The sequence below is a fragment of the Loktanella sp. SALINAS62 genome, from assembly GCF_018263905.1.
Classification (GTDB): Bacteria; Pseudomonadota; Alphaproteobacteria; order Rhodobacterales; family Rhodobacteraceae; genus Loktanella.
In genome coordinates this window covers 76806-100028 of record NZ_JAAFZU010000002.1, presented here as the reverse complement: position 1 = coordinate 100028, position 23223 = coordinate 76806, and the positions used below count along the sequence as shown (strand labels likewise).

General features: G+C 60.8%; 24 protein-coding genes. 15 read left to right on the top strand and 9 right to left on the bottom strand.

The genetic code is table 11. The annotated features are described in order from the left end of the window. Positions 1 to 23 precede the first annotated feature (23 nt). The 3 genes from rsmI (at position 24) to gshB (ending at position 2315) form a co-directional block, all read left to right on the top strand. Positions 24 to 920 (top strand): 16S rRNA (cytidine(1402)-2'-O)-methyltransferase, encoded by an 897-nt coding sequence (gene rsmI / locus GZH79_RS02980; protein ID WP_211641689.1) that lies wholly within the window; start codon positions 24 to 26, stop codon positions 918 to 920. Continuing rightward, positions 883 to 1302 (top strand): YraN family protein, encoded by a 420-nt coding sequence (locus tag GZH79_RS02975; RefSeq protein WP_211641687.1) that lies wholly within the window; start codon positions 883 to 885, stop codon positions 1300 to 1302. Before rsmI ends, GZH79_RS02975 begins: the two co-directional genes overlap by 38 nt. Before the next feature lie 68 nt (positions 1303 to 1370). Then, positions 1371 to 2315 carry a glutathione synthase gene (gene gshB / locus GZH79_RS02970; RefSeq protein ID WP_211641685.1) on the top strand — a complete coding sequence of 315 codons (945 nt, stop codon included), beginning with the start codon at positions 1371 to 1373 and terminating at the stop codon, positions 2313 to 2315. Here gshB and GZH79_RS02965 read toward each other — a convergent pair. Continuing rightward, entirely contained in the window at positions 2307 to 3269 is a 963-nt protein-coding gene (locus tag GZH79_RS02965) for a DUF2125 domain-containing protein (protein WP_211641684.1), read from the bottom strand. The two genes, gshB and GZH79_RS02965, sit on opposite strands and share 9 nt — an antisense overlap. Positions 3270 to 3332: 63 nt before the next feature. Here GZH79_RS02965 and GZH79_RS02960 point away from each other — a divergent pair, with 63 nt between their 5' ends. The 3 genes from GZH79_RS02960 (at position 3333) to GZH79_RS02950 (ending at position 7203) form a co-directional block, all read left to right on the top strand. Then, complete coding sequence (locus tag GZH79_RS02960; RefSeq protein ID WP_211641683.1) at positions 3333 to 3863, top strand: gamma-glutamylcyclotransferase; 531 nt, start codon at positions 3333 to 3335, stop codon at positions 3861 to 3863. A 126-nt stretch (positions 3864 to 3989) separates the two neighbouring features. Further along, a complete protein-coding gene (locus tag GZH79_RS02955) occupies positions 3990 to 5087 on the top strand; it encodes a biopolymer transporter ExbB (RefSeq protein ID WP_211641678.1) in 1098 nt (365 codons plus the stop codon). A gap of 1 nt (position 5088) precedes the next feature. After that, positions 5089 to 7203: a peptidoglycan -binding protein gene (locus GZH79_RS02950; protein WP_211641677.1), complete on the top strand. Its 2115-nt coding sequence runs from the start codon at positions 5089 to 5091 to the stop codon at positions 7201 to 7203. Here the strand turns inward: GZH79_RS02950 and GZH79_RS02945 are convergent. From GZH79_RS02945 to gloB, 3 genes are all read right to left on the bottom strand, one after another. After that, on the bottom strand, positions 7200 to 8171 hold the full coding sequence (locus GZH79_RS02945) for a M23 family metallopeptidase (protein WP_211641676.1): 972 nt from the start codon (positions 8169 to 8171) through the stop codon (positions 7200 to 7202). The genes GZH79_RS02950 and GZH79_RS02945 overlap by 4 nt on opposite strands. Continuing rightward, entirely contained in the window at positions 8168 to 10483 is a 2316-nt protein-coding gene (clpA, locus tag GZH79_RS02940) for an ATP-dependent Clp protease ATP-binding subunit ClpA (protein ID WP_211641675.1), read from the bottom strand. The genes GZH79_RS02945 and clpA overlap by 4 nt, the downstream gene beginning before the upstream one ends. Positions 10484 to 10639: 156 nt before the next feature. Further along, positions 10640 to 11401: a hydroxyacylglutathione hydrolase gene (gloB, locus tag GZH79_RS02935; protein WP_211641674.1), complete on the bottom strand. Its 762-nt coding sequence runs from the start codon at positions 11399 to 11401 to the stop codon at positions 10640 to 10642. A gap of 59 nt (positions 11402 to 11460) precedes the next feature. Here gloB and GZH79_RS02930 point away from each other — a divergent pair, with 59 nt between their 5' ends. The 7 genes from GZH79_RS02930 to GZH79_RS02900 all read left to right on the top strand — a co-directional run bounded on the left by GZH79_RS02930 (position 11461) and on the right by GZH79_RS02900 (position 17746). Beyond that, the gene (locus GZH79_RS02930) at positions 11461 to 12195 is read left to right on the top strand and encodes a class I SAM-dependent methyltransferase (RefSeq protein ID WP_211641673.1); all 735 of its coding nucleotides are present in this window, start codon (positions 11461 to 11463) and stop codon (positions 12193 to 12195) included. 175 nt (positions 12196 to 12370) lie between these two features. After that, on the top strand, positions 12371 to 12937 hold the full coding sequence (locus GZH79_RS02925; RefSeq protein ID WP_211641672.1) for a F0F1 ATP synthase subunit delta: 567 nt from the start codon (positions 12371 to 12373) through the stop codon (positions 12935 to 12937). Beyond that, positions 12938 to 14473 carry a F0F1 ATP synthase subunit alpha gene (atpA, locus tag GZH79_RS02920; RefSeq protein ID WP_211641671.1) on the top strand — a complete coding sequence of 512 codons (1536 nt, stop codon included), beginning with the start codon at positions 12938 to 12940 and terminating at the stop codon, positions 14471 to 14473. Positions 14474 to 14499: 26 nt separating this feature from the next. Beyond that, positions 14500 to 15384, top strand: a complete 885-nt coding sequence (locus tag GZH79_RS02915; RefSeq protein ID WP_211641670.1) for a F0F1 ATP synthase subunit gamma — start codon at positions 14500 to 14502, stop codon at positions 15382 to 15384. Between the two features lie 18 nt (positions 15385 to 15402). Next, positions 15403 to 16827, top strand: a complete 1425-nt coding sequence (gene atpD, locus GZH79_RS02910) for a F0F1 ATP synthase subunit beta (RefSeq protein ID WP_211641669.1) — start codon at positions 15403 to 15405, stop codon at positions 16825 to 16827. Between the two features lie 9 nt (positions 16828 to 16836). Beyond that, positions 16837 to 17274 (top strand): F0F1 ATP synthase subunit epsilon, encoded by a 438-nt coding sequence (locus GZH79_RS02905; protein WP_211641668.1) that lies wholly within the window; start codon positions 16837 to 16839, stop codon positions 17272 to 17274. A gap of 124 nt (positions 17275 to 17398) precedes the next feature. Further along, positions 17399 to 17746: an H-type lectin domain-containing protein gene (locus GZH79_RS02900; RefSeq protein ID WP_211641667.1), complete on the top strand. Its 348-nt coding sequence runs from the start codon at positions 17399 to 17401 to the stop codon at positions 17744 to 17746. Between the two features lie 42 nt (positions 17747 to 17788). Here GZH79_RS02900 and GZH79_RS02895 read toward each other — a convergent pair whose 3' ends face one another. Next, a complete protein-coding gene (locus GZH79_RS02895) occupies positions 17789 to 18805 on the bottom strand; it encodes a ribose-phosphate pyrophosphokinase (RefSeq protein WP_211641666.1) in 1017 nt (338 codons plus the stop codon). Positions 18806 to 18910: 105 nt separating this feature from the next. Here GZH79_RS02895 and GZH79_RS02890 point away from each other — a divergent pair, with 105 nt between their 5' ends. Together GZH79_RS02890 and GZH79_RS02885 are read left to right on the top strand one after the other, a co-directional pair. Continuing rightward, positions 18911 to 19510 (top strand): 2-hydroxychromene-2-carboxylate isomerase, encoded by a 600-nt coding sequence (locus tag GZH79_RS02890; RefSeq protein WP_211641665.1) that lies wholly within the window; start codon positions 18911 to 18913, stop codon positions 19508 to 19510. Continuing rightward, positions 19510 to 20250 (top strand): alpha/beta hydrolase, encoded by a 741-nt coding sequence (locus GZH79_RS02885; protein ID WP_211641664.1) that lies wholly within the window; start codon positions 19510 to 19512, stop codon positions 20248 to 20250. Before GZH79_RS02890 ends, GZH79_RS02885 begins: the two co-directional genes overlap by 1 nt. On the opposite strand, the gene GZH79_RS02880 is transcribed toward GZH79_RS02885, so the two are convergent. From GZH79_RS02880 to GZH79_RS02865, 4 genes are read right to left on the bottom strand one after another with little or no spacing between them, the layout of a single operon-like run. Beyond that, positions 20247 to 21296: a beta-eliminating lyase-related protein gene (locus GZH79_RS02880; RefSeq protein WP_211641663.1), complete on the bottom strand. Its 1050-nt coding sequence runs from the start codon at positions 21294 to 21296 to the stop codon at positions 20247 to 20249. The genes GZH79_RS02885 and GZH79_RS02880 overlap by 4 nt on opposite strands. Further along, complete coding sequence (locus GZH79_RS02875; protein ID WP_211641662.1) at positions 21296 to 21763, bottom strand: YcgN family cysteine cluster protein; 468 nt, start codon at positions 21761 to 21763, stop codon at positions 21296 to 21298. The genes GZH79_RS02880 and GZH79_RS02875 overlap by 1 nt, the downstream gene beginning before the upstream one ends. Next, on the bottom strand, positions 21756 to 22694 hold the full coding sequence (locus GZH79_RS02870) for a bifunctional riboflavin kinase/FAD synthetase (RefSeq protein WP_211641661.1): 939 nt from the start codon (positions 22692 to 22694) through the stop codon (positions 21756 to 21758). The genes GZH79_RS02875 and GZH79_RS02870 overlap by 8 nt, the downstream gene beginning before the upstream one ends. 36 nt (positions 22695 to 22730) lie before the next feature. Then, the gene (locus tag GZH79_RS02865) at positions 22731 to 23174 is read right to left on the bottom strand and encodes a MaoC family dehydratase (protein ID WP_211641660.1); all 444 of its coding nucleotides are present in this window, start codon (positions 23172 to 23174) and stop codon (positions 22731 to 22733) included. Positions 23175 to 23223: the final 49 nt, after the last annotated feature.

The following is a 23223-nucleotide window of genomic DNA, read 5'->3' as shown; positions in this document are numbered from 1 at the left end:
GCGAGAGCCGGACGGGTCTAGAGATGAATCACCGCATTACGCCGCTCTCTGCGGGTTTGTATCTGGTCGCGACACCGATCGGCACAGCCCGCGATATCACCCTGCGCGCGTTGGATATCCTTGCAAGCTGCGACCTGATTGCGGCAGAAGATACCCGCACAGCACGCAAACTGATGGAAATTCACGGCATTCCGCTGGGGGACCGGCGCGTTGTTGCGTTCCACGACCACAGCAGCGACGCCGCAGTCACAAAGCTTGTCGACGCCATACGTGGCGGGGCTGCCGTGGCGTGCGTGTCAGAAGCAGGCACGCCGCTGATCGCCGATCCGGGGTTCGAACTGGCGCGCGCGGTCCGGGCTGCGGGTCTGCCGGTGACGGCAGCGCCGGGGCCGTCTGCCGTGATCACAGCCCTAAGCATCGGTGATCTGCCCACGGACCGCTTTGCGTTTTGTGGGTTCCTGCCTGCCAGCCCCGCCGCGCGGTCGGCGGAACTGGTCGAATTGCGCGATTTGCCATTCACGCTGGTTTTTTACGAATCGCCCAAGCGGGTTCATGATTTTTTAATCGCTGCGCGCGATGCTTTGGGGGGAGAGCGGCAGGCCAGCGTCTGCCGGGAACTGACGAAAAAGTTTGAAGAGGTATCCACCGGCACTCTGTCGGAACTGGCCGACGCTTTCGACGGACGCAGTGTAAAAGGTGAAATCGTCGTCCTGATCGGTCGCGCCGGTGCCGTGGCGGTGGTGGATGCCGATATCGAAACCGCGTTGCGGCAGGCGATGCAGACCATGCGGGTCAAGGACGCAGCGACCGCCGTGGCGGGCGCCATGGGACTGCCGCGACGGCAGGTCTATCAGACGGCGCTGAACCTGAAGGACGACCATGATGACGGCCATACAGACACCGGCGATCGGGACAGCTAAGGCCAAACCCCGGACCGCCCGCCAGCATCGCGGCCAGCGCAATTATCACGCGGGCGTCGTGGCCGAAGACATCGTGGCGCAACACTATCTTCGGCAGGGCTGCCCGACCGTGGCGCGACGCTGGCGCGGCACGGCGGGGGAAATTGATCTGATCGTGCGCGACGCTGCCACGCTCGTGTTCGTCGAAGTGAAGAAAAGCAGCACATTTGACCGGGCGGCCACGCATATCACCCGCAGACAGGCGGACCGAATTTGTACCGCTGCCACTGCATTTGTGGCCAGCGAACCGACTGGCCAGCTGACTCCGATGCGGTTCGATGTGGCGTTGGTGGACGGGATCGGCGCCGTGCGGATCATTCCCAACGCCTTTGGTGGGTGGTAAGCGCCATTGCCCACGGGACCGACCTGCGCCATATCCGGGAGGAAACCCGCACGCAGGAGCTGCCACCGATGCCGTTGAAAATCGCCTTTCAGATGGACCCGATCGGTCCGATCAACATCAACGCTGACAGCACCTTTCGCATTGCCGAAGAAGCGCAGGCGCGCGGGCACGAACTGTTCTATTACACGCCTGACCGGATTGCGTTTGACGCGGGCCGTGTCACCGCACGTGGCTGGCCGCTGACCGTCCGGCGCGAAAAGGGTAACCATTTCACACTGGGCGCCGAGACGACCGTCGATCTGTCGGATTTCGATGTGGTCTGGCTGCGGCAGGACCCGCCATTCGACATGAGCTATATCACCACCACGCATCTGCTGGACATGATCCACCCCGACACGCTGGTGGTCAATGATCCGTTCTGGGTCCGCAACTATCCTGAAAAACTGCTGGTCCTGCAATTTCAGGACCTGACGCCGCCCACGATGATCGCCCGCGATCTGGCCACGTTGAAAGAGTTTCGTGCCAAACACGGCGAGGTGATTTTGAAACCGCTTTACGGCAACGGCGGTGCGGGTGTGTTCAAGCTGGGCCAGTCCGACAGCAACCTTGCATCGCTGCATGAATTGTTTTCCGGCATCAATCGCGAACCGCTGATCATGCAGAAATTCCTGCCCGCCGTGTCAAAGGGCGACAAACGCGTGATTCTGGTCGATGGCGAACCGGTCGGCGCGATCAACCGCGTCCCCGCCGAAGGCGAAACGCGGTCCAACATGCACGTCGGCGGCCGCCCTGAAAAGGTGGCGCTTACAGACCGTGATCGTGAAATCTGCGCGCGCATCGGCCCGATTTTGCGCGAAAAGGGCCAGATTTTTGTGGGCATCGACGTGATCGGTGACTGGCTGACCGAAATCAACCTGACCTCTCCGACCGGGATTCAGGAACTGGAACGGTTTGACGGCACCAACGTCGCCGCGAAAATCTGGGAAGCAATCGAAGCGCGCCGCCTAGCGTAGGCGCGGCGCCGCGCCCAGCGGCAATGGCCCCAGCATCATGTCGCCCCCGGCAAAGGTCAGCGGCAGTTGCAGGCTGTCGCTGCTCCCTGACAACATCCGCAAACCTGACGTCACCGCAGGCAACACGTTTTCAGGCACGATCCCGCCTTGATCCAGCAATGTCAGCAGATCGCGCCAGTTCACGACCTGCAAAAGGATACGCCCCTCTGGCACCCCATCCGCGCCGATGTCGACCGTGCCTTCGCCGGCCAGCCGCAGATCGCCCCAGTTCAGATCAAAGGTGTTGATGGTCAGCCGGTCCAGAAGGGCTGGCGCGTTGATCACCAGACGGTCCAAAGGGCGGTCCAGCACCGCTGTGACATCGGCGGTCAGTTGCGCAGGCACGTCGGGCGCACCGGCCAGCGGGATCGTCGGCACGATATCGGACAGGCTGATATATCCGGCATAGGTATTGATTGCCGGTCCCATCGGGCGCAGGGCCACCACTGCCGGGCCGGTCTGCACTTGCCAGCCCGCGTCGGATTGAATGTCAAAAGACGCGGCTTCGGCGGTGAAATTTTCAAAAGGTAGCGACGGCGTGGCCGCAACATCAAAATTCGCGCGCAGCCCGTCGGATTCGACCGTCAACGCTTGCTCGCCCACTTGTACGGTCTGCACGGGCGGGAGCGTGGCAATCACCCGGTTGGGCCTGTAGCTCAGCGCGGCGGTCTGCACCATCGGCGCCTGCCACTGCACAAAACCCATCGGGCTTTGAACCCGCAGGTCTGTTGCGGTGACATCAAAACGCGATGGAAAGCCCGATGTTTCCAGTGTGCCCGTCTCGACCTGCCAGCCATAGCTTTCAGCCGTTTCGATGGCAGTTTGCAATCCGCCGTCCAGACCGCGCGTCGCCACGACCCAATAGCCGGAATAAAGTGCCGCCAGCGCCAGAACCACAACCAAAAGTGTCTTCATCATAGTGCCCTCGCATTCAGTCCGGTCGCGGTCTATAGCGGCAGCAAAGAAAGGGCCAGCCGCATGAGTCTTTGGGTATTCGGCTACGGATCGCTGTTGTGGAAAGCGGGGTTCACCCCTGTCGAACAACGCCGCGCCGTGCTGTGTGACTATCACCGCAGCTTTTGCATGCTGTCCATTCACCATCGCGGCACGGTCGCGGAACCGGGGCTGGTGCTGGCGCTGGATGAAACGCCGGGTGCGACCTGCACAGGCATCGCATTTCGCGCCGCCGACGATCAGGCCGACGCCGTGCTGGCCATGCTACGCGAGAGAGAGTTGATTTCGTCGGCCTATCTGGAACGCATGCTGACGCTGGATACCGACGACGGGCCGCTGACCTCGTTGGCCTATGTGATCGACCCGACGCATGAACAATATGTCCAGTTCGATCTGGAAACGCAGGCGCAGATGATCGCCCGCGCGACCGGTGGCATGGGGCCGAACCCCGAATACCTGTTCAACACCGCGCATTTGCTGGACGACATGGGAATCAGCGATCCCGACATGCGCTGGCTGGCGTCGCGGGTGCGTGACCTGACGGGTCAGGAATAAACGTTTTCACGCCCGGCTTAGCACGTTAGGCTTCGCAAAACAGAGCAGGGACCGAAACCTTTGTCAGACCTTCGGGAATCCAAGGCAGACCCACAATTTTCGCAGCCTGTCCGGCAGATCACATCCATGTTGATCGTGTTGGCGCTGGTGGGTGCGGGACTGTATGTCGGCTATCCGCAGATGCGCGGCATCTTTTTGACGAACCCGTATCTGAACGGGGCGATCCTGCTGGTGTTCGTGATCGGTGTCTATTCCACCTTTGCCCAAGTCTATCAGTTGATGAAATCGGTCGAATGGATCGAAGGCTTTGCCGCCGGGCGGTCCGGTCATCATCTGACGCAGGCGCCATCGCTGCTGGCACCGCTGGCGACCTTGCTCAGATCCGTGGGCAAGCGGATGCAGATCAACGCCACGTCCAGCCGGTCGATCCAGGATTCCGTCGCCCAGCGAATCGATGAAGACCGCGAAATCACGCGATACATCGGTAACACCCTTATTTTTCTTGGCCTTTTGGGCACGTTCTACGGTCTTGCGACAACCGTGCCTGCGCTGGTCGATACGATCCGGTCACTGTCGCCCGCCGATGGTGAAAGCGGTCAGGACGTGTTCGAACGCTTGCAGCAGGGGCTGGAAAGCCAGCTTGGCGGCATGGGCACGGCGTTTTCGTCGTCCCTGCTGGGGCTGGCGGGGTCGCTGATTGTCGGGCTGCTGGAACTGTTCGCAGGCCATGGTCAAAACCGGTTCTACCGCGAACTGGAAGAATGGCTGTCCACGATCACCCGCCTCAGCTTTGCGTCGGGTGAAGAGGGCGGCAACGAAGACGGCGCGATCCTGACCGCCTTTGCCGAACATATGGGGCAGCAGCTGGATACGATGGGCGAAATGTTCGCCCGTGCACAGGACAGCACCCGCGAAACCGACGAACAGCTTAGCCAGTTGGCCCGCACGATTGACCGTCTGGTCGATGCGCAGCGTGGGTCGGGCACCAACGACGCCTTGCTGACACGCATTGCCGAAGGCCAGCAGCGTCTGATCGAAAAGCTGGAAGACGGCGGCGTTGACGGTCTGGATGCCGAAAGCCGGATGCGTCTGCGGTCGATGGACACCCAGATGCTGCGCCTGACCGAAGAAATGGTGTCCGGCCGACAGGAACTGATCGGCGAATTGCGCACCGAACTGGCGAACTTGACGCGGGCGATCCGGCAGACCCGCAGGGAGGGCTGACATGGCGCTGTCCCGCCGCAGCCAACGGATGAATTCAACGATCTGGCCCGGTTTCGTCGACGCGATGACGGGCCTTTTGCTGGTCTTGATGTTCGTGCTGACCATTTTCATGGTGATCCAGTTCGTGCTGCGTGAAACAATTAGTGGGCAGGCGACCCAGCTGGATAATCTGGCGGGGCAGATCGCGTCGCTGACGTCGGCGCTGGGCCTTGAACAATCGCGGACGGCCAGTCTGACGGCGGATTTGACGGCGGCCAACGAAACCGCCGACGCGCAAGCCAGCCGGATTGCCGCGTTGATCGGTGAACGCGACAGCGCGGCCGATGCGCTGGTTGCCGCACAGAACCGGATCACCGGATTCGAGGCGCAGGTCGCTGGTCTGCTGGCCCAACGCGCCGATCTGACGGCACAGGTCGATGGGCTGGAAACCCGACAGACCGAATTGCTGACCGAACAGGAACAGCTAAATCTGGCACTCGCCAGTGCCCGTGACGAAGTTGACGCACAGGCCGAAGCCGCGCGTCTGGCGGCAGCCCGCCGCGAAGCACTGCAGGCGCTGGTTGCTGATCTGGAAACCGAAACCGGCACACAGGCCGAACGTATTTCTGATCTGGAAGCGACACAGTTGGCTGACGCGGCTGCCGCACAGGCGTTGCGCGACCGGCTGGAAAACGCCGACGCCGAATTGACCGCGATGACACTGGCACTGGAAGAACAGCGGCGCGAAGCCGAAGAAACGCTGACCCTTTTGGCCGCCACCCAATCCGCGCGGGATGAACTGGACATGAATCTGTCCGCAGCACTCTTGGCGCAGCAGCAAGCGGAAACCGATTTGTCAGCGGCGCTGTCACAGGGCGACGATCTGGATGAACGGCTGGTCGCCGCACTCGCCCTGCAGGAAAATACGGCAGCAGAACTGGATGCGGCGCGCGCGGCGCTGGATCTCAGCCGGACGCAGGCCGAAGATCTGACCGCGCGTCTGGCCGCCGCCGCCATTTCAGAACGCCAAAGCGATGCGGAACTGGCCGACGCCCGCGCGGCCCTTGATGCCGCATTGGCCGAAGGCGAAGCTAATCTTGACGATATGCAGGCGCAACTGGCAGCTGCCATTCTGGCCCGTCAGGCTGCCGAAACGCAGGCAGAAAATGCCGGCGAACGAAACGCCACACTCGAAGACCGCTTGGCAGAGGCGCTGCTGGCGCGCGATGAATTATCGGCGCAGGTCGATGCCTTGCGCGATACCACCTCGACCGTCGATCAGCAGCGGGCCGACATCAACGCCCGTATGGTCGCAGCACTCGCCGCGCGGACGGATGCCGAAGAACAGGTTGACCAGCGGACCGCCGCACTGGCCGAAGCGAACCGCCGCCTGTCCGCGCAAGAAGCGCAGACCGCGAACGCACAGCGCCAGACGGCATTGCTGAACGAACAGGTCGCCGCCCTGCGCGCGCAGGTCGGATCGCTGCAAACGCTGCTGAACGTCGCGGGGCAGGACAATCAGGATGCAGAAGTGCAGATCGAACAGCTTGGGGCGCAGTTGAACACCGCGCTGGCGCGTGTCGCTGCCGAAGAACGGCGCCGCCGCGCGCTGGAAGAAGCCGATCGCACCAGACTGGAAGCAGAAGCAGCCCGCCTTGCGGCAGAGGCGCAGAACCTCGAACGCTTCCGGTCGGATTTCTTTGGTCAAGTCCGTGACGCGGTCGAAGGTCTGGACGGGGTCCGCATTGACGGCGACCGTTTCGTGTTTTCGTCAGAGGTGCTGTTCAACCCCGGGTCTGCCACGCTGTCGCCGCAGGGGCGGGACGACATTTCCAACGTGGCATCGCTGTTACAGCAGATCGCGTCCGAAATTCCTGACAGTATCGACTGGATCATCCGGGTCGATGGTCACACCGATGACATCCCCCTGTCTGGGCAGGGAGAATTTGCCGACAACTGGGAATTGTCGCAGGCCCGTGCCTTGTCCGTCGTGCGATATATGGAAGATTTTCTGGATATCCCGCCGACACGGCTCGCGGCCAATGGATTTGGGGAATATCAGCCGATCAACCCGGCCGACACGCCCGCGGCCCGCGCCCAGAACCGCCGGATAGAGCTGAAATTGACCGAACGCTAATCGGTCAGGACGATTTCGGATGTCAGCATGGCCTTGCGCTGTCCGTCGCGGAACAGTTCCACCCGTCCGGTGTGCAGGCCCGGATTCCATCCGCCCGCCGGTGTGCGGCGACCGCCCGCGCGGAACAATTGCGCCTGTGTCCGGTCCAGCACGTCGGTGGTTTCAAAAACCGGCCGCCCGTCCGGGCCAAGAATCGTCAGTTTCACAATGTCCCCGACCTGACTGCCGAACAGATACCCCCACAAAACCAACGCATCCGATCCAGTGGTCAGGTCTGTCGCCGTGGCGGTTCCGGCCTTGATCGCGTCATAGCTGGGCACCGCGTCGCTGAAACCCACGGAAATGATACCGCCGGGCGGGGCGGGGATGATGTCGGACCACAGCAAGTCCGGATCGGGATCGCCGCAGATGATCAGGCCATCGGGATCATAGGGGTCGACGACCTGACCGTCCTTGCGGACCGACAGGTGCAGGTGTGGAAACTGTGTCTGGCCGGACAGGCCGACGCGGCCCAGCGGATCGCCTGCACTCACCAGATCACCGCCCGCCACGCTGATCGACCTTGCCGCAAGATGGCAATACTGCGTTTCCCAACCGTCATCGTGACGGATCACGACGCCGTTGCCGCATTCCCGGCCCGCTACGTCGGGGGCAGTTTCACCGGTTTGCAAAATATCGGGCATCCCGTCGCGCACGCCTGCCACAACGCCATCCGCTGCCGCCAGTACGGACACGCCCGCTGCCTGTGCCGCAAGCGACGGCAAGGCAAAATCAGTGCCTTTATGTCCGTCATAGGTCAGCGACCCGCAGCGAAAATCCGATGCGCCGTCGGTTGGATCGTGATCGACCATCTGCTGCACGTGGCAATCCTGCCCCAGCGTGCAGGCGATGGGCTGTACCAACGAAAAATCCCCCGCAGCCGATGTGGCTGCGAGGGACAATGTCGCGATCAATCCGGTCCGGATCATTCAGCCGTCAGAAGAGGCGGCTTTTTTCCCGATATCCGGCCCTGTTCAGGTGGATCATAGGACAGGTCCAGCGCGCCGTCCTTGACGCCCACCTTGACCAGACCGCCTTTCATCAATTTGCCGAACAGCAGTTCTTCTGCCAGCGGTTTCTTGATGTTTTCCTGAATCACGCGGCCCAGCGGGCGCGCGCCCATCTTGGCGTCATAGCCCTTGTCGGCCAGCCATGCGGCGGCTTTGGGCGTCAGTTCAATATGGACGTTGCGGTCAATCAGTTGCGCTTCAAGTTGCAGGACAAATTTGTCCACAACCTTCATGATGACCTCTTTCGGCAGGGCACCGAAACTGATGATCGCGTCCAGACGGTTGCGGAATTCCGGCGTAAAGATCCGTTCGATGGCGGCGGTGTCTTCGCCTTCGCGCGTTTCACGGCCAAAGCCCATGGCGTTCTTGCCCATTTCGGCGGCACCGGCGTTGCTGGTCATGATCAGGATCACGTTGCGGAAATCTGTGGTCCGGCCATTGTGGTCGGTCAGTTTCCCGTGGTCCATCACCTGCAACAGGATGTTGTAGACATCCGGGTGGGCCTTTTCCATTTCGTCCAGCAACAGCACGCAATGCGGATTCTGGTCGACACCGTCGGTCAGCATGCCGCCCTGATCAAATCCGACATAGCCCGGAGGCGCGCCAATCAGACGCGAAACCGCGTGCTTTTCCATGTATTCCGACATGTCAAAACGGATCAGTTCCACACCCAGCGTATCCGCCAGTTGCTTTGCCACCTCTGTCTTGCCCACACCAGTCGGCCCTGCGAACAGGTAGTTGCCGATTGGCTTTTCGGGTTCGCGCAAACCGGCACGGGCCAGCTTGATCGCGGATGACAGCGCCGAAATCGCCTGATCCTGCCCGAACACAACCCGCTTGAGCGACTTTTCAAGGTCTTTAAGAACCTCTGCATCGTCCTTGGTCACGTTCTTCGGCGGGATGCGCGCGATTTTGGCCACGACGTTTTCGATTTCCTTGACGCCGATGGTCTTGCGGCGCTTGGATTCCGCGACAAGCTGCTGGCTGGCCCCGGCTTCGTCGATCACGTCGATTGCCTTGTCGGGCAATTTGCGGTCGTTGATATACCGCGCCGACAATTCCACAGCCGTGCGAATCGCATCAGCCGTATATTTCACGCTGTGATGCTCTTCAAAGTAGGGCTTCAGCCCGCGCAGGATTTTCACCGCATCTTCGACCGACGGTTCGTTGACGTCGATTTTCTGGAACCGGCGCGACAACGCGCGGTCCTTTTCAAAATGTTGGCGGAATTCCTTGTACGTCGTGGACCCCATGCAGCGCAGCTTGCCGCCCTGCAACGCGGGTTTCAGCAGGTTGGATGCATCCATGGCACCACCGGATGTCGCACCGGCCCCGATGACCGTATGGATTTCGTCGATGAACAGAACCGCGTCCTTGTGGTTCTCCATCTCTGTCATCACGGCTTTCAGGCGTTCCTCGAAATCGCCGCGATACCGCGTGCCGGCCAGCAGCGCACCCATATCAAGGCTATAGATCGTGGCCCCCGACAGCACTGCGGGCACGTCTTTTGCGACAATCTTAAATGCCAGGCCTTCGGCGATGGCTGTTTTGCCCACACCGGGGTCGCCCACCAGCAGCGGGTTGTTTTTGCGGCGGCGGCACAGCACCTGAATGCAGCGTTCGACCTCATGGGCGCGGCCGATCAGCGGATCGACGTCGCCCTTGCCTGCCTTGGCGTTCAGATCGACGCAATATTTGGCCAGCGCTGATTCTTTTCCGTCGCCGTCGGTGACGCTTTCGTCCTCTTGCTCGATCGAGCCGGTGACAGGCCGCGCTTCGCCGTATGCGGGGTCTTTGGCCACGCCATGTGCGATGAAATTGACCGCGTCGTAACGGGTCATGTCCTGTTCTTGCAGGAAATAGGCCGCGTTGGATTCGCGTTCTGCAAAGATTGCGACCAGTACATTCGCACCGGTCACTTCGTTGCGGCCGGACGATTGCACATGGATGGCCGCGCGCTGGATCACCCGCTGGAATGCGGCGGTCGGCACGGCCTCTGATCCTTCGACGTCGGTTTCAAGCGTCGACAGATCGTCAGAGATGAAATCTTCCAGATCCTTGCGCAATTCGTCCAGATCGACCGAACAGGCCTTGAGGACGCGCACGGCGTCCGGTTCGTCGATCAGTGCCAGAAGCAGATGTTCCAGCGTCGCAAGTTCGTGACGGCGCGCATTGGCAAGCGCCAAGGCACCGTGGATGGATTGTTCTAGCGTTGCGGAAAATGATGGCACGTCGGGTGCTCCTTTTCTCGGGCGCGGGCGGGGTGCCGCGTTTGCCTCTTGCCTTCAAGGTCAGACGTTATTGGCCAACCTTCAAGAATTTTCTGTCACAGGGTGTTCACAAAATCACTGACGTGTCGTGAACGCCCGCCTCATTTGACGTTTCGCCTAGATTCGGTCTCTGCGACCGCGGACTTCGGCAAAAATTTCGGCAGGTTCTGCATCCGGCATCTTTAACGCACGCGCTAAATCCGGATCGTCGGCCCGCAGGAACGGATTGGTGTCCCGTTCCAGCGACAAAAGCGAAGGCACGGTCGCGTGGCCGTTTTCACGCGCCTTTTCCGTCGCTTCGAGCCTTGAAATAATCGCTCTGTTCGATGGTTCAAGAGATGAGGCAAAGCGCGCATTCGTCAAAGTGTATTCATGCCCTGAACAAACACGTGTTTCGGGGGCGAAATGACGCAGCTTGCACAGGCTGTCCCACATCTGTGCGGCGGTGCCTTCAAACAGGCGACCGCATCCCATCGCCATCAGACTGTCACCGGTGAACAACAGACGCTCTGCGGGCATGTGGAATGCAATATGCCCGACGGTATGGCCTGACACGTCCAACACGTCGACGTCACGCCCCAGCACCGTGAAACGCTCACCTTCTGATACGGCCAGATCCAGCGGGGGCAGGCGGTGCTGATCTGCCTTTGCGCCGATCACACGGGCCGTGCCGCGTAAATCGGCCACACCCTGCACATGGTCCGGGTGATGATGCGTCAGTAAGATATCCGTTAACGTCCAGCCCCGCGCGTCAAGTGCCGCCCGGATCGGTGCCGTTTCTGGTACATCGACGACAGCTGTGTCGCCGCTTTGCGTGTCATGAATAACAAAGGCATAGTTGTCCGAAAGACACGGGACGGTGATCAGTTCAACGGGCATGGCGTCCTTACCTGTGTTTTTGCTATGATGCCGGAACCCTAGAACAGGACCGCCACCTTATGCATCTCGACGTTCTGGACCTGCGCAGCTTTTACTACCGCAGCACCCTTGGGCGAGCCGCACAACGGGTCGTACGCAATGAATTGGTGCAAATCTGGCCAGAAGCAAAGGGCCAGACGGTCGCAGGCTTCGGTTTTGCCGTGCCCCTGCTGCGCCCCTATCTGGCAGACGCGCGGCGAGTGATCGGTTTGATGCCGGGTCCACAGGGGGTGATGCCGTGGCCGCCGGGTGAAAAAAACGTGTCCGTGCTGTGCGAAGACACGTCCTGGCCGTTGCCGACGGGTATCGTCGACAAGTTGGTGGTGATGCATGGGCTTGAAACCTCGCAGAAGCCTGAATTGCTGCTGGCCGAATGTTACCGCGTGCTGGGTCCGGGCGGGCGCGCGGTGTTCATCGTGCCGAACCGCGCGGGGATGTGGGCGCGGTCCGACCGGACGCCTTTCGGTTTCGGTCGCCCCTATCTGCCCGGCCAGCTCGAAGACCAATTGCGCGCACATGATTTTACGGTGCGACATGCGACCGCAGCCCTGTATCAACTTCCGTCGCAAAAACCGATCTGGCGCAAGTCCGCGGCCTTTTTGGAAAAAGCGGGCCACAAGATACCGATGTTGGCTGGCGGCGGCGTTCTGATCGTCGAGGCTGCAAAAGCAAAGGCAGCCATGCCGGGCGGCGGTTCTGTTGTAAAAACGACGGCCGGGGCACCCGCGTCCGTCCCGCAGGCGGCGCCTGCCTGAAAACCGATCTCAAAAGAATGCTTCAACGCTTGAAATGATGGCGCTTCACAGAGTTGCGGACCGCGCACACCTCTGTTATCTCCGCGCTGACTTTTACAGCCCAGACGCTCCCGTCTGGGTAAAATCTTAATGCCTGACGGATCCACGATGGATTCGTGGGCCTTAGATCGGAAGGGTGGACGTGTCCGAACCAGCTTCGATTTCTCAAGGCATCGCCAGTCGCTATGCGTCGGCGGTGTTTGAACTGGCCAAAGACGGCAATAATCTTGACGCAATGGGCCGCGATGTCGACGCGCTGCAGGCCGCGCTGAACGACAGCTCTGATCTGCGTGATCTGATTAGCTCGCCGATCTATGGCCGCGATCAGCAGTTCGCTGCGATCCGGGCCGTTGCCGCAAAAATGGGTTTGTCCGACACGATGGCAAACGTGCTTGGCCTGCTGGCCGACAAACGCCGCCTGTTCGTGTTGCCCGGCGTTCTGACCACCTTGCGTGAAAAGCTTGCCGAAGAACGTGGTGAAGCCACGGCAGAAGTCTTGACCGCAAAGGCGCTGACCAAACCGCAGCGCGAAAAATTGACCAAAGCCCTGTCCGACCAGTTCGGAAAGGCCGTTTCCATCGACGAAACCGTCGACCCCGCCATTATCGGCGGTCTTATTGTCAAAGTGGGCTCCAAGATGATCGACACCTCGATCCGCTCGAAGCTCGACGCACTCCAGAACAACATGAAAGAGGCCGGATAAATGGCGATCCAAGCATCTGAAATCTCTGCAATCCTCAAGGATCAGATCAAAAACTTCGGTCAGGATGCCGAAGTTGCCGAAGTCGGTCGCGTGCTGTCCGTCGGTGACGGTATCGCCCGCGTCTACGGTCTTGATAACGTGCAGGCTGGCGAAATGGTTGAATTCCCCGGTGGTATCCGCGGGATGGCCCTGAACCTCGAATCCGACAACGTCGGCGTCGTGATCTTCGGCTCTGACCGCGACATCAAGGAAGGCGACACCGTCAAGCGCACGAATTCCATCGTGGACGTGCCTGCCGGTCCCGAACTGCTGGGCCGCGTCGTTGACGGTCTGGGCAACCCGCTGGATGGCAAGGGCGACATCAACGCCACCGAACGCCGCGTCGCAGACGTCAAGGCGCCGGGCATCATCCCCCGTAAATCCGTGCATGAACCCATGCCGACCGGCCTGAAATCCATCGACGCCATGATCCCGATTGGCCGTGGCCAGCGCGAATTGATCATCGGTGACCGTCAGACCGGCAAGACCGCCGTGGCGCTTGACACGATCCTGAACCAGAAATCGTATAACGACGCGGCCAAGGACGATTCCGAAAAGCTGTATTGCATCTACGTCGCCATCGGCCAGAAACGGTCCACCGTGGCACAGCTGGTGAAAAAGCTCGAAGAAACCGGCGCGATCGAATACACCACCGTCGTGGCTGCCACCGCATCCGAACCGGCACCGATGCAGTATCTCGCACCCTATTCCGCCACCGCAATGGCCGAATATTTCCGCGACAACGGCAAGCATGCCCTGATCATCTATGACGATCTGTCAAAACAGGCCGTGTCCTACCGTCAGATGTCGCTGCTGCTGCGTCGTCCGCCGGGCCGTGAAGCCTACCCCGGCGACGTGTTCTACCTCCACTCCCGCCTGCTGGAACGCTCTGCAAAGCTGAACGAAGACAACGGTTCGGGCTCGCTGACGGCACTGCCGATCATCGAAACGCAGGGTGGCGACGTGTCGGCGTTTATTCCGACCAACGTGATTTCGATCACCGACGGCCAGATCTTCCTTGAAACCGAACTGTTCTTTCAGGGTATCCGCCCGGCTGTGAACACGGGTCTGTCGGTGTCGCGCGTCGGCTCTGCCGCCCAGACCAACGCGATGAAATCCGTCGCGGGTCCGGTGAAACTGGAACTGGCGCAATACCGTGAAATGGCTGCGTTCGCGCAGTTCGGCTCCGACCTTGATGCCGCCACACAGCGTTTGCTGAACCGTGGCGCCCGTCTGACCGAACTGATGAAGCAACCGCAGTATTCGCCGCTGACGAACGCCGAAATCGTGACCGTCATCTATGCGGGCACCAACGGCTTTCTGGATAAACTGTCCGTCGATCAGGTCGGCAAGTTCGAACAGGGTCTGCTGAAGCATATGCGCAACAACAAGCGCGACGTGCTGGACTACATCACGAACGAAGACCCCAAGATCAAGGGCGACGCCGAAGCCAAACTGAAGGACGCGATTGAATCGTTCGCCAAGGACTTCGCGTAACTCAGCCCGAGAGAGGAGTTTAGGTTTTGCCTAGTCTCAAGGACCTTAAAAATCGGATCGCGTCGGTCAAATCGACCCGCAAGATCACCAAGGCCATGCAGATGGTGGCCGCCGCGAAACTGCGGCGCGCCCAGGATGCAGCCGAAGCCGCGCGTCCCTATACGGAACGCTTCAACGCGGTGATGGCCGGTCTGAGCCAGGCAGCAGAGGGGTCGCCCTCTGCGCCGAAACTGTTGTCCGGTACGGGCAGCGATCAAACCCACCTGCTGATCGTGATGACGGCGGAACGCGGTCTTTGCGGTGGCTTCAACGCCAATATCGCAAAGCTGGCCCGCCAGCACGCACAGCGGCTGAAAGCCGACGGCAAGACGGTTAAAATCTTGACGGTCGGCAAGAAAGGACGCGACGCGCTGCGTCGCGATCATGGCGATTTGTTCGTCAGTCACGTCGACCTGTCCGACGTCAAACGGATCGGCTATGTCGATGCGCAAGGCGTCGCCAAAGAGGTGCTGACCCGATTTGATGCCGGCGAATTCGATGTTGCGACGATCTTCTTTGCGCGCTTCGAAAACGTTGTGACCCAGCATCCGACCGCACAGCAGATCATTCCGGCAAAGTTCGAAGATGTCGCCGATGGCAATGCTGCCGACGCGAACACGCTTTACGACTACGAACCCAGCGAAGAGGCCATTTTGGCCGACCTGCTGCCGCGCGGTGTTGCAACGCAGATCTTTGCCGCATTGCTGGAAAACGCAGCCTCCGAACAGGGCGCGCGGATGTCCGCCATGGACAACGCGACCCGCAACGCGGGCGAAATGATCGACGACCTGACGATCGAATATAACCGCTCGCGCCAGGCCGTCATCACCAACGAGCTGATCGAAATCATTTCCGGCGCGGAAGCGCTGTAACGAACCCGGAGAACCATTATGGCTAATGCAAAAGGCAAGATCACGCAGGTGATTGGCGCCGTCGTGGACGTGCAGTTCGACGATCACCTGCCGGAGATCCTGAACGCACTCAAGACGGACAACAACGGCAAGGAACTGATCCTTGAAGTCGCGCAGCACCTTGGTGAAAAAACCGTGCGCTGTATCGCGATGGACGCGACCGAAGGTCTGGTCCGCGGTCAGGAAGTGATCGACATGGACGAAACCATCACCGTTCCCGTCGGCGATGCAACGCTGGGCCGGATCATGAACGTCGTCGGCGCGCCCGTCGATGAAAAAGGTCCGATCGAAACGACCGAACGTCGTTCGATCCACGCCGAAGCGCCCACATTCGAAGCGCAGTCCACCACATCCGAAGTGCTGGTGACCGGCATCAAGGTCATCGACCTGCTCGCGCCCTACGCCAAAGGCGGCAAGATTGGCCTGTTCGGCGGGGCAGGCGTGGGCAAGACGGTTCTGATTCAGGAACTGATCAACAACATCGCTAAAGTGCACTCTGGCTATTCCGTGTTCGCGGGCGTCGGTGAACGGACCCGTGAAGGCAACGACCTTTACTATGAATTCATCGAATCCGGCGTCATCAACGCCGAAGACCTGACCAAATCCAAAGTGGCACTGGTTTACGGCCAGATGAACGAACCGCCGGGTGCGCGTATGCGCGTGGCCCTGTCGGGTCTGACGATGGCAGAACAGTTCCGCGACCAGTCCGGTACCGACGTTCTGTTCTTTGTGGACAACATCTTCCGCTTTACGCAGGCCGGGTCCGAAGTGTCCGCGCTGCTGGGTCGTATCCCGTCCGCCGTGGGCTATCAGCCGACGCTGGCCACCGACATGGGCCAGATGCAGGAACGCATCACATCCACCAAGAACGGGTCCATCACGTCCGTGCAGGCCATCTATGTGCCCGCCGATGACTTGACCGACCCCGCACCGGCCACGTCCTTTGCGCACCTCGACGCGACGACCGTTCTGAACCGTGCGATTTCGGAAAAGGGCATCTACCCGGCTGTTGACCCGCTCGATTCGACTTCGCGTCTGCTTGACCCCGGCATCGTGGGTGAAGAGCATTACAAGGTGGCCAACGACGTGCAGCAGACGCTTCAGCGTTACAAATCGCTGCAGGACATCATTGCCATCCTTGGCATGGACGAACTGTCCGAAGACGACAAACTGGCCGTCGCCCGCGCCCGCAAGATCGAGCGTTTCCTGTCGCAGCCGTTCGACGTGGCACAGGTATTCACCGGTTCCCCCGGCGTTCAGGTCGCATTGGAAGACACCATCGCGTCTTTCAAGGCTGTCGTGAACGGCGAGTATGACCACCTGCCCGAAGGTGCGTTCTACATGGTCGGCGGCATCGACGAAGTGAAAGCCAAGGCAGAGAAAATGGCGGCCGACGCCGCGTAAGGAGCCGACATGGCAGACAACCTGCAATTCGACCTCGTCTCGCCCGAACGCCGTCTGGCGTCGGTCGTGGCGACCGAAGTCCGCATTCCCGGTGCGGATGGTGACCTGACGGCGATGGCAAACCACGCGCCCACGATCACCACCTTGCGTCCCGGTATCCTGACTGTCGTTCATTCCGGCGGTCAGGACGAATATGTCGTTGTCGGCGGGTTCGCTGAAATCACGGCGAAATCGGTTTCGGTCCTTGCCGAATCCGCACTGCCCCGTGACGAGATGAGCCAGGACGTGTTCGATCGCATGATGGATGATGTTCGCAAGCAGATCGAAACGGCAAAGACATTTGAAAACGAACCCGGTCCAGTCGACGACGCGGCAAAGCTGATCTCTGACATGGTTGCCGTCGGGACGCACATCGGTCTGGACCCGAAACAGTCAAACTTCGGCTAAGTCCGGTCAAATAGATCTGAATCAAGAAAGGGGCCGTGTTTATCGGCCCCTTTTTGCTGCATAATCGTCACGAACTGGGCAGATTGTTCACTACACTGACAGCGACCTTATTCGGGCCTCACTCATGCGCAGAATCGAAAACAATGCCGTCGGTGTCGATCAGGGCGATCTTGTCCTGTTTTCCGATTTCGAAGACGACGGCGAAATGTGGACCGGAAACGGCCCGCGCCTGATTCGTCAGCGTGTGACGTTTGGCGAAATTTTTGCCGACAATCCGGTTGTTCATGTCACGCTGTCCATGTGGGATATTGCACATTCCACCAACGGGCGTGTCGATGTCACATCCGAAAACATCACGCGTGATGGATGTGACATCGTCTTTCGCACATGGGGCGACACGCAGGTCGCACGGGTCCGCGTTGCATGGCTGGCGATCGGAACGCTGCGGTCCGAAGATAGCTGGGATATCTAGCAGGCGGGCCGCATCCCCTTTGATCAAACAACCAAACCGCAGTCAGCCGCTGTAGACACCTTCGTAGATCGGTTTCAGTGTCTTGTGGTTGAACAATGACGATACGCTGGTGCCGTTCCAGGTGTTCAGGATGGCCTGCGCAAACACCGGGGCCGTGTTCACGATGCGGATCTGGGGGCAGGCCTTGACCGCTGCGGTCGGCGCGATGGTATTGGTAATGACCAAATTCGTCATCACGGAACTGGCGATGCGTTCAATCGCAGGGCCGGACAACACCCCATGCGTGATGTAGCTGTGAACTTCTTTTGCGCCATTATCGACCAGCACCTGCGCCGCCTTGCACAATGTTCCCGCTGTATCGACGATGTCGTCCACGATCAGGCAGACCCGGTCGGTCACATCCCCGATGACGGTCATTTCCGCGACTTCGCCGGGCTTGCCACGGCGTTTATCCACGATGGACAGCGGTGCGTTCAGACGCTGGGCCAGATCGCGGGCGCGGGCCACGCCGCCCACATCGGGGCTGACGACCATGACTTCGTCCATGCGGTCCTTGAAATGGTGCATCGCGTCCAGCGCCCAAATCGGGCTGGCATACAGGTTATCGACCGGAATATCGAAAAACCCCTGAATCTGCGTGGCGTGCAGGTCCAGTGTCAGGATGCGTTCGATCCCCGCTTCGACCAGCAGGTTCGCCACCAGTTTTGCGGTGATTGGCGTGCGCGCCTTGCTGCGGCGATCCTGACGCGCGTAACCGAAATAGGGCATCACGGCGGTGATCCGGTCGGCAGACGACCGGCGCAGTGCGTCCGCGATGATCAGCAATTCCATCAGGTTATCGTTTGCGGGGTTCGATGTCGGCTGGATGACGAACATGTCTTCACCCCGGACGTTTTCGAACACCTCGACGAAAATTTCACCATCGTTGAACCGTTCGACCCGTGCATCCACCAGCCCGACGTCTAGGCCACGGTGCATGCTCATCCGGGTGGCGATCATCTCTGCAAGCGGGCGGTTGGCATTCCCGGAAATCAGTTTGGGTTCATGAGAGGTTGGCATGCAGGGCTGTCCTTTTGCGCTGGCAGCGGCAGGATTCGCTGCGTTGACACCGCGTAGCACACGGCTACCGTCGCGCAAACATCCCCCGCAAGCAAGGATCGCCGAATGGCCCATATCGATTACTATTTCGCAACGATCAGCCCCTACACCTATCTTTGTGGCGTCCGTCCTGCGGAAATCGCGGCTGCGCATGGCGCGACATTGACCTATCGGCCGATTGATCTGATGCAGGTTTTTTCCCGCACGGGGGGGCAGGCACCGGCGGATCGTCACCCCAGCCGTCAGGATTACCGCGCGCAGGACCTGCGCCGGCGTGCGATGGCCACAGGCAAACCGCTGATCCCGAAACCCGCGTTCTTTCCCACGAACCCCGCCCCGTCGTCCTATGCCATCATCGCGGCACAGGCGGACGGATCGGGTGATCTGGCCGCCTTGGTCGCGGGCATCACCCGCGCCTGCTGGGCCGAAGACCGCGATATCGCGTCAGACGATGTGATCCGCGACTGCCTGACCGCCGCCGGTTTTCCCGCTGCTTTGGCCGACAGTGGCCTGCTGGCCGGGGCAGAGGCCTATCACCGCAACACCGAAGACGCCGTCCGCCTTGGCGTGTTTGGCGCGCCGTTCTTCATTACCGACAGCGACGAACGCTTCTGGGGGCAGGACCGCTTGGACGATCTGGAATCATACCTCGCCGGGCGCACCTGATGGCTGCACTGCACTGGGGGCAGACTGCGCCGGACCCCGATACGCTGATGCTGCATTGCACGCTGGCACGGCACGAATCACTGTTGCCGCTGGCGCGTGCGGCAGGGTTGCGGGCGGTGTTGCCAGACCTGTTGGGGCATGGGCGCAGCCCGGCATGGGACGGGCAGGGCGATTATCAGACAGCCAATCTGGATGCGATCCTGCCGATGATGGACCGCCCGATGCATGTCATCGGCCATTCGTTCGGGGGCACCGTCGCATTACGGCTGGCCGTCACGCGCCCTGATCTGGTGACCCGGCTGACCCTGATCGAGCCTGTTTTTTTCGCGCTGGCCAATGGGACACCAGCGGGCGCGCAACATGCTGCGATTTTTGGTCCGATCTATGACGCCGTGGCGGCAGGTGATCCGGACCGCGCTGCACAGCTGTTTCACGCCGCCTATGGCATGGGGCAGTGGGATAAACTGCCACAACGCACCCGTATGGCAATGGCGGCAGGCATGCCGCTGGTGATCGCATCCGCGCCCGCCATTCAGGATGATATCCACGGCGTTGCGGCCCGTCTGCCGGAAATCACCGTGCCCGTCACGCTGATCGGGGGCAGCGACAGCCAGCCGGTCGTGACGGAAATTCACAAAGCGCTTGCGCAGATCATGCCGCAGGCCAACGCGCATGTGATTGCGGGCGCGGGCCACATGGCAACGCTGACCCATCCCGACCGCGTTGCCGCTCTGATCTAGCCGCGCAGCAGGTCCAGCAAACCGTCGACGGATTCGTCCGGGCACGACCAGTCACAGACCAGCCGTCCGGTCAGCATCTCACCGTCCGGCCCTGTGTGGGGATCGCCGCCCATGACGTAATACTGCGCGCCGCCAGCCAGCGCGCGGGCATGCGTCGCCCGTGGCGCGTCAAAGAACAGCAGGTTCGCAGCTGGATCGAACAGCACCTGCACATCCGGCATCTGCCGCAGGCCGCGCAACAGGCGTTGACCGGCGGCGTTGGCTGCACGCGCCATGTCCAGCCACAGATCGTCGGCCAGATAGGCCTGCATCTGCGCCGAAAGATAGCGATGCTTTGAAAACAGATGCGCCCCACGTTTGCGCCGCAAGGCAAAGGTCGCCGCATCCGCCGGATCAAAGAACACCACCGCCTCGACCCCCAGCAGGCCATTTTTCGTCCCGCCGAAACAGACGACATCGACGCCTGCCTTCCATGTCATCTCTGCCGGGGTGCAATCCAGTGCGACAAGCGCATTGGCGAACCGTGCGCCGTCCAGATGCACCTTTAGCCCATAGTCATTGGCCACCGCCGACAGCGCGGCAATCTGCGCGCAGGTATGCACCGTGCCTTTTTCCGTGACCTGCGTGATGCTGACCGGTCCGCGCTGCGGGCCATGCACGCCGCGGGTTTCTTCGGCATCAATCGCATGGCGCAGCGCATCGGGCGTCATCCGCGCCTGTTCGGTGTCCACCAGTGTCAGTTTGGCCCCACCGGTAAAGAATTCGGGCGCGTTGCATTCGTCTTCGTTGATGTGGGACATCGGTGCGCAGAACACCGTCTGCCACGGCATGCACAGTGTTCCCAGCGCCAGCGCATTGGCCGCCGTGCCGGTCGCCACCAAAAACACCTCTGCCGATGGCGCCTCGAACAGGGTGCGGATATCGGCGCGGACCTGTTCCATGATCGGATCGGCCCCATAGCCGCTGGCATAGCCCGCATTCGCGTCCAGCAGCGCCTGCATCACGCGCGGATGCGCCGGCCCACCGTTGTCAGAGGCAAAAAACATCAGGTCGGTTCCTCTATGATGTGGTCGTCCCAGTCTTCGTCGGCCACTTCGAATTCCGACAGCATATCGCCGCGCATTGTCACGCCTGCATCATGCGGGCTGTCGGGATCGCCGGTCAGCAGCGGGTGCCACGGATACAGCTTTCGCCCTTCTGTCAGCAGCCGGTAGGCGCAGGTTTGCGGCAACCAATACATGTTGTCCGCAATCGTCTTGGGCGTCAGCACGATGCATTCGGGGACAAAGTTGTGCCGGATCGGATATTGCGCGCATAGGCAGGATTCGTTGTCCAGCAGGCGGCAGGCCACGCGGGTCAACGCGACCTCTCCGGTGTCTTCGTCTTCCAGCTTGTTCAGGCAGCATTTGCCGCAGCCATCGCACAGCGCTTCCCATTCCTTGCGCGTCATCTTGGCCATCGGCACGGTTTCCCAGAACCGGGGCCGCAGCCCGCTGCGGTCGATTTCAGCCATCGGTCAGGATCTTTCGCGCACGGTCGCAGTCGGCATCCATCTGGGTGATCAGCGCGTCAAGACTGTCGAATTTTTCCTCACCCCGCAGATAGGCGACCAACCCGACCGAAATTTCGGTCCCGTAAAGGTCGCCTTTGAAATCGAACAGGAATGTTTCGCAATTCGGCACGTTTTCACCGAACATCGGCCGCACCCCGATGGATGCCGCCCCGTGGTAATGGCCCGCATGGGGGCCGTCGTGCACGTCGACGACAACGGCATAAACGCCGAATTTCGGTGGATGCAGGCCTGCAATACTTTGATTTGCGGTCGGATAACCCAGATCGCGGCCGCGCTGGTCGCCCCGGATCACGGTCCCCACGATGCGGTGCCGATGGCCCAGCATCGCAGCGGCGGCATCGGGTCGCCCATCGGTCAGCGCACGCCGGATCGCGGTGGAACTGATGCGCCCGGCGTCGTTCTGCACCATCGGCGCAATCGTCACGCCGAATCCCATCTGTGCGCCAAAGGCCTGCAAATCCGTGGCGGTCCCGGCGCGATCCTTGCCAAAGCAGAAATCACGGCCCACGACCACATGCGCCAGACCCAACCTGTCATGGATCACCTGACGCGCGAATTCTTCTGGCGTCAGCGCGACAAGTGCTGCGTTGAACGGCACCTCGTACAGCTTGTCGACGCCCAGTTTTTGCAGGGCTTCGGCGCGGGCAGCGGCGTTCATCAGGCGAAAGGGCGGGGCATCGGGTGCGAATTGTTCGCGCGGATGCGGCTCGAACGTCATGACACCCAGCGGCGCACCCGTCTGTGCGGCGGCGTCGCGCGTCAGATCAATCACCGCGCGGTGACCCAGATGGACCCCGTCAAAATTGCCGATCGCCGCGGCGGCACCACGGTCGGCAGGGTCGATATACAAGGTGTCTCGGATGATACGCATTTGCGTGGCGTAGCGCGCGCGCGGGATCAGCGCAAGTTAGTCAAACTTGCCAGAGGGTGCCAAAACCGTCGCTTCGCCGATCAGGACTTTCTTGCCGTCGACCAGACAACGGGTTTCCATCGTCACGCGCCGTTTCGCATAATCGATGGCCGTCACCTCGACCTCTGCCAGCACGGTATCACCGGGGCGCACGGGGCCAAGGAATTTAAGGGTCTGGCCCATGTAAACCGTGCCATGCCCCGGCAGTTGTTCACCGATCACGGCGGACACCAGTCCCGCCGTCAGCATGCCATGCGCGATGCGTCCGGCAAAGATCGTATCCTGCGCGTAATCTTCGTCCAGATGCACCGGGTTCCGGTCCGTCGTGACCTGGGCGAACATTTCGATATCGGCGTCGGTCACGACCTTGCGTAACGAACGGACCATCCCGATCTCGATATCTTCGATCACGATGGTGCCACGGGGCATGTTGTCAAGCATATCGGTCATCCGGCTAGCAATAAAAGTCCACTTGCGCGTTTATGCGTGA

Bases quoted from the DNA above. Each gene is read 5' to 3' on its own strand.
- GZH79_RS02880 (WP_211641663.1), bottom strand. From the start codon at position 21,296: ATGTTTTTTGCCTCTGACAACGGTGGGCCGGCGCATCCGCGCGTGATG.
- GZH79_RS02885 (WP_211641664.1), top strand. From the start codon at position 19,510: ATGGCTGCACTGCACTGGGGGCAGACTGCGCCGGACCCCGATACGCTG.
- GZH79_RS02865 (WP_211641660.1), bottom strand. From the start codon at position 23,174: ATGCTTGACAACATGCCCCGTGGCACCATCGTGATCGAAGATATCGAG.
- GZH79_RS02895 (WP_211641666.1), bottom strand. From the start codon at position 18,805: ATGCCAACCTCTCATGAACCCAAACTGATTTCCGGGAATGCCAACCGC.
- GZH79_RS02870 (WP_211641661.1), bottom strand. From the start codon at position 22,694: ATGCGTATCATCCGAGACACCTTGTATATCGACCCTGCCGACCGTGGT.
- atpD (WP_211641669.1), top strand. From the start codon at position 15,403: ATGGCTAATGCAAAAGGCAAGATCACGCAGGTGATTGGCGCCGTCGTG.
- GZH79_RS02950 (WP_211641677.1), top strand. From the start codon at position 5,089: ATGGCGCTGTCCCGCCGCAGCCAACGGATGAATTCAACGATCTGGCCC.
- GZH79_RS02900 (WP_211641667.1), top strand. From the start codon at position 17,399: ATGCGCAGAATCGAAAACAATGCCGTCGGTGTCGATCAGGGCGATCTT.
- GZH79_RS02890 (WP_211641665.1), top strand. From the start codon at position 18,911: ATGGCCCATATCGATTACTATTTCGCAACGATCAGCCCCTACACCTAT.
- GZH79_RS02955 (WP_211641678.1), top strand. From the start codon at position 3,990: ATGTTGATCGTGTTGGCGCTGGTGGGTGCGGGACTGTATGTCGGCTAT.
- GZH79_RS02965 (WP_211641684.1), bottom strand. From the start codon at position 3,269: ATGAAGACACTTTTGGTTGTGGTTCTGGCGCTGGCGGCACTTTATTCC.
- GZH79_RS02875 (WP_211641662.1), bottom strand. From the start codon at position 21,763: ATGGCTGAAATCGACCGCAGCGGGCTGCGGCCCCGGTTCTGGGAAACC.
- GZH79_RS02975 (WP_211641687.1), top strand. From the start codon at position 883: ATGACGGCCATACAGACACCGGCGATCGGGACAGCTAAGGCCAAACCC.
- rsmI (WP_211641689.1), top strand. From the start codon at position 24: ATGAATCACCGCATTACGCCGCTCTCTGCGGGTTTGTATCTGGTCGCG.
- GZH79_RS02905 (WP_211641668.1), top strand. From the start codon at position 16,837: ATGGCAGACAACCTGCAATTCGACCTCGTCTCGCCCGAACGCCGTCTG.
- gloB (WP_211641674.1), bottom strand. From the start codon at position 11,401: ATGCCCGTTGAACTGATCACCGTCCCGTGTCTTTCGGACAACTATGCC.
- gshB (WP_211641685.1), top strand. From the start codon at position 1,371: ATGCCGTTGAAAATCGCCTTTCAGATGGACCCGATCGGTCCGATCAAC.
- atpA (WP_211641671.1), top strand. From the start codon at position 12,938: ATGGCGATCCAAGCATCTGAAATCTCTGCAATCCTCAAGGATCAGATC.
- GZH79_RS02945 (WP_211641676.1), bottom strand. From the start codon at position 8,171: ATGATCCGGACCGGATTGATCGCGACATTGTCCCTCGCAGCCACATCG.
- GZH79_RS02930 (WP_211641673.1), top strand. From the start codon at position 11,461: ATGCATCTCGACGTTCTGGACCTGCGCAGCTTTTACTACCGCAGCACC.
- GZH79_RS02960 (WP_211641683.1), top strand. From the start codon at position 3,333: ATGAGTCTTTGGGTATTCGGCTACGGATCGCTGTTGTGGAAAGCGGGG.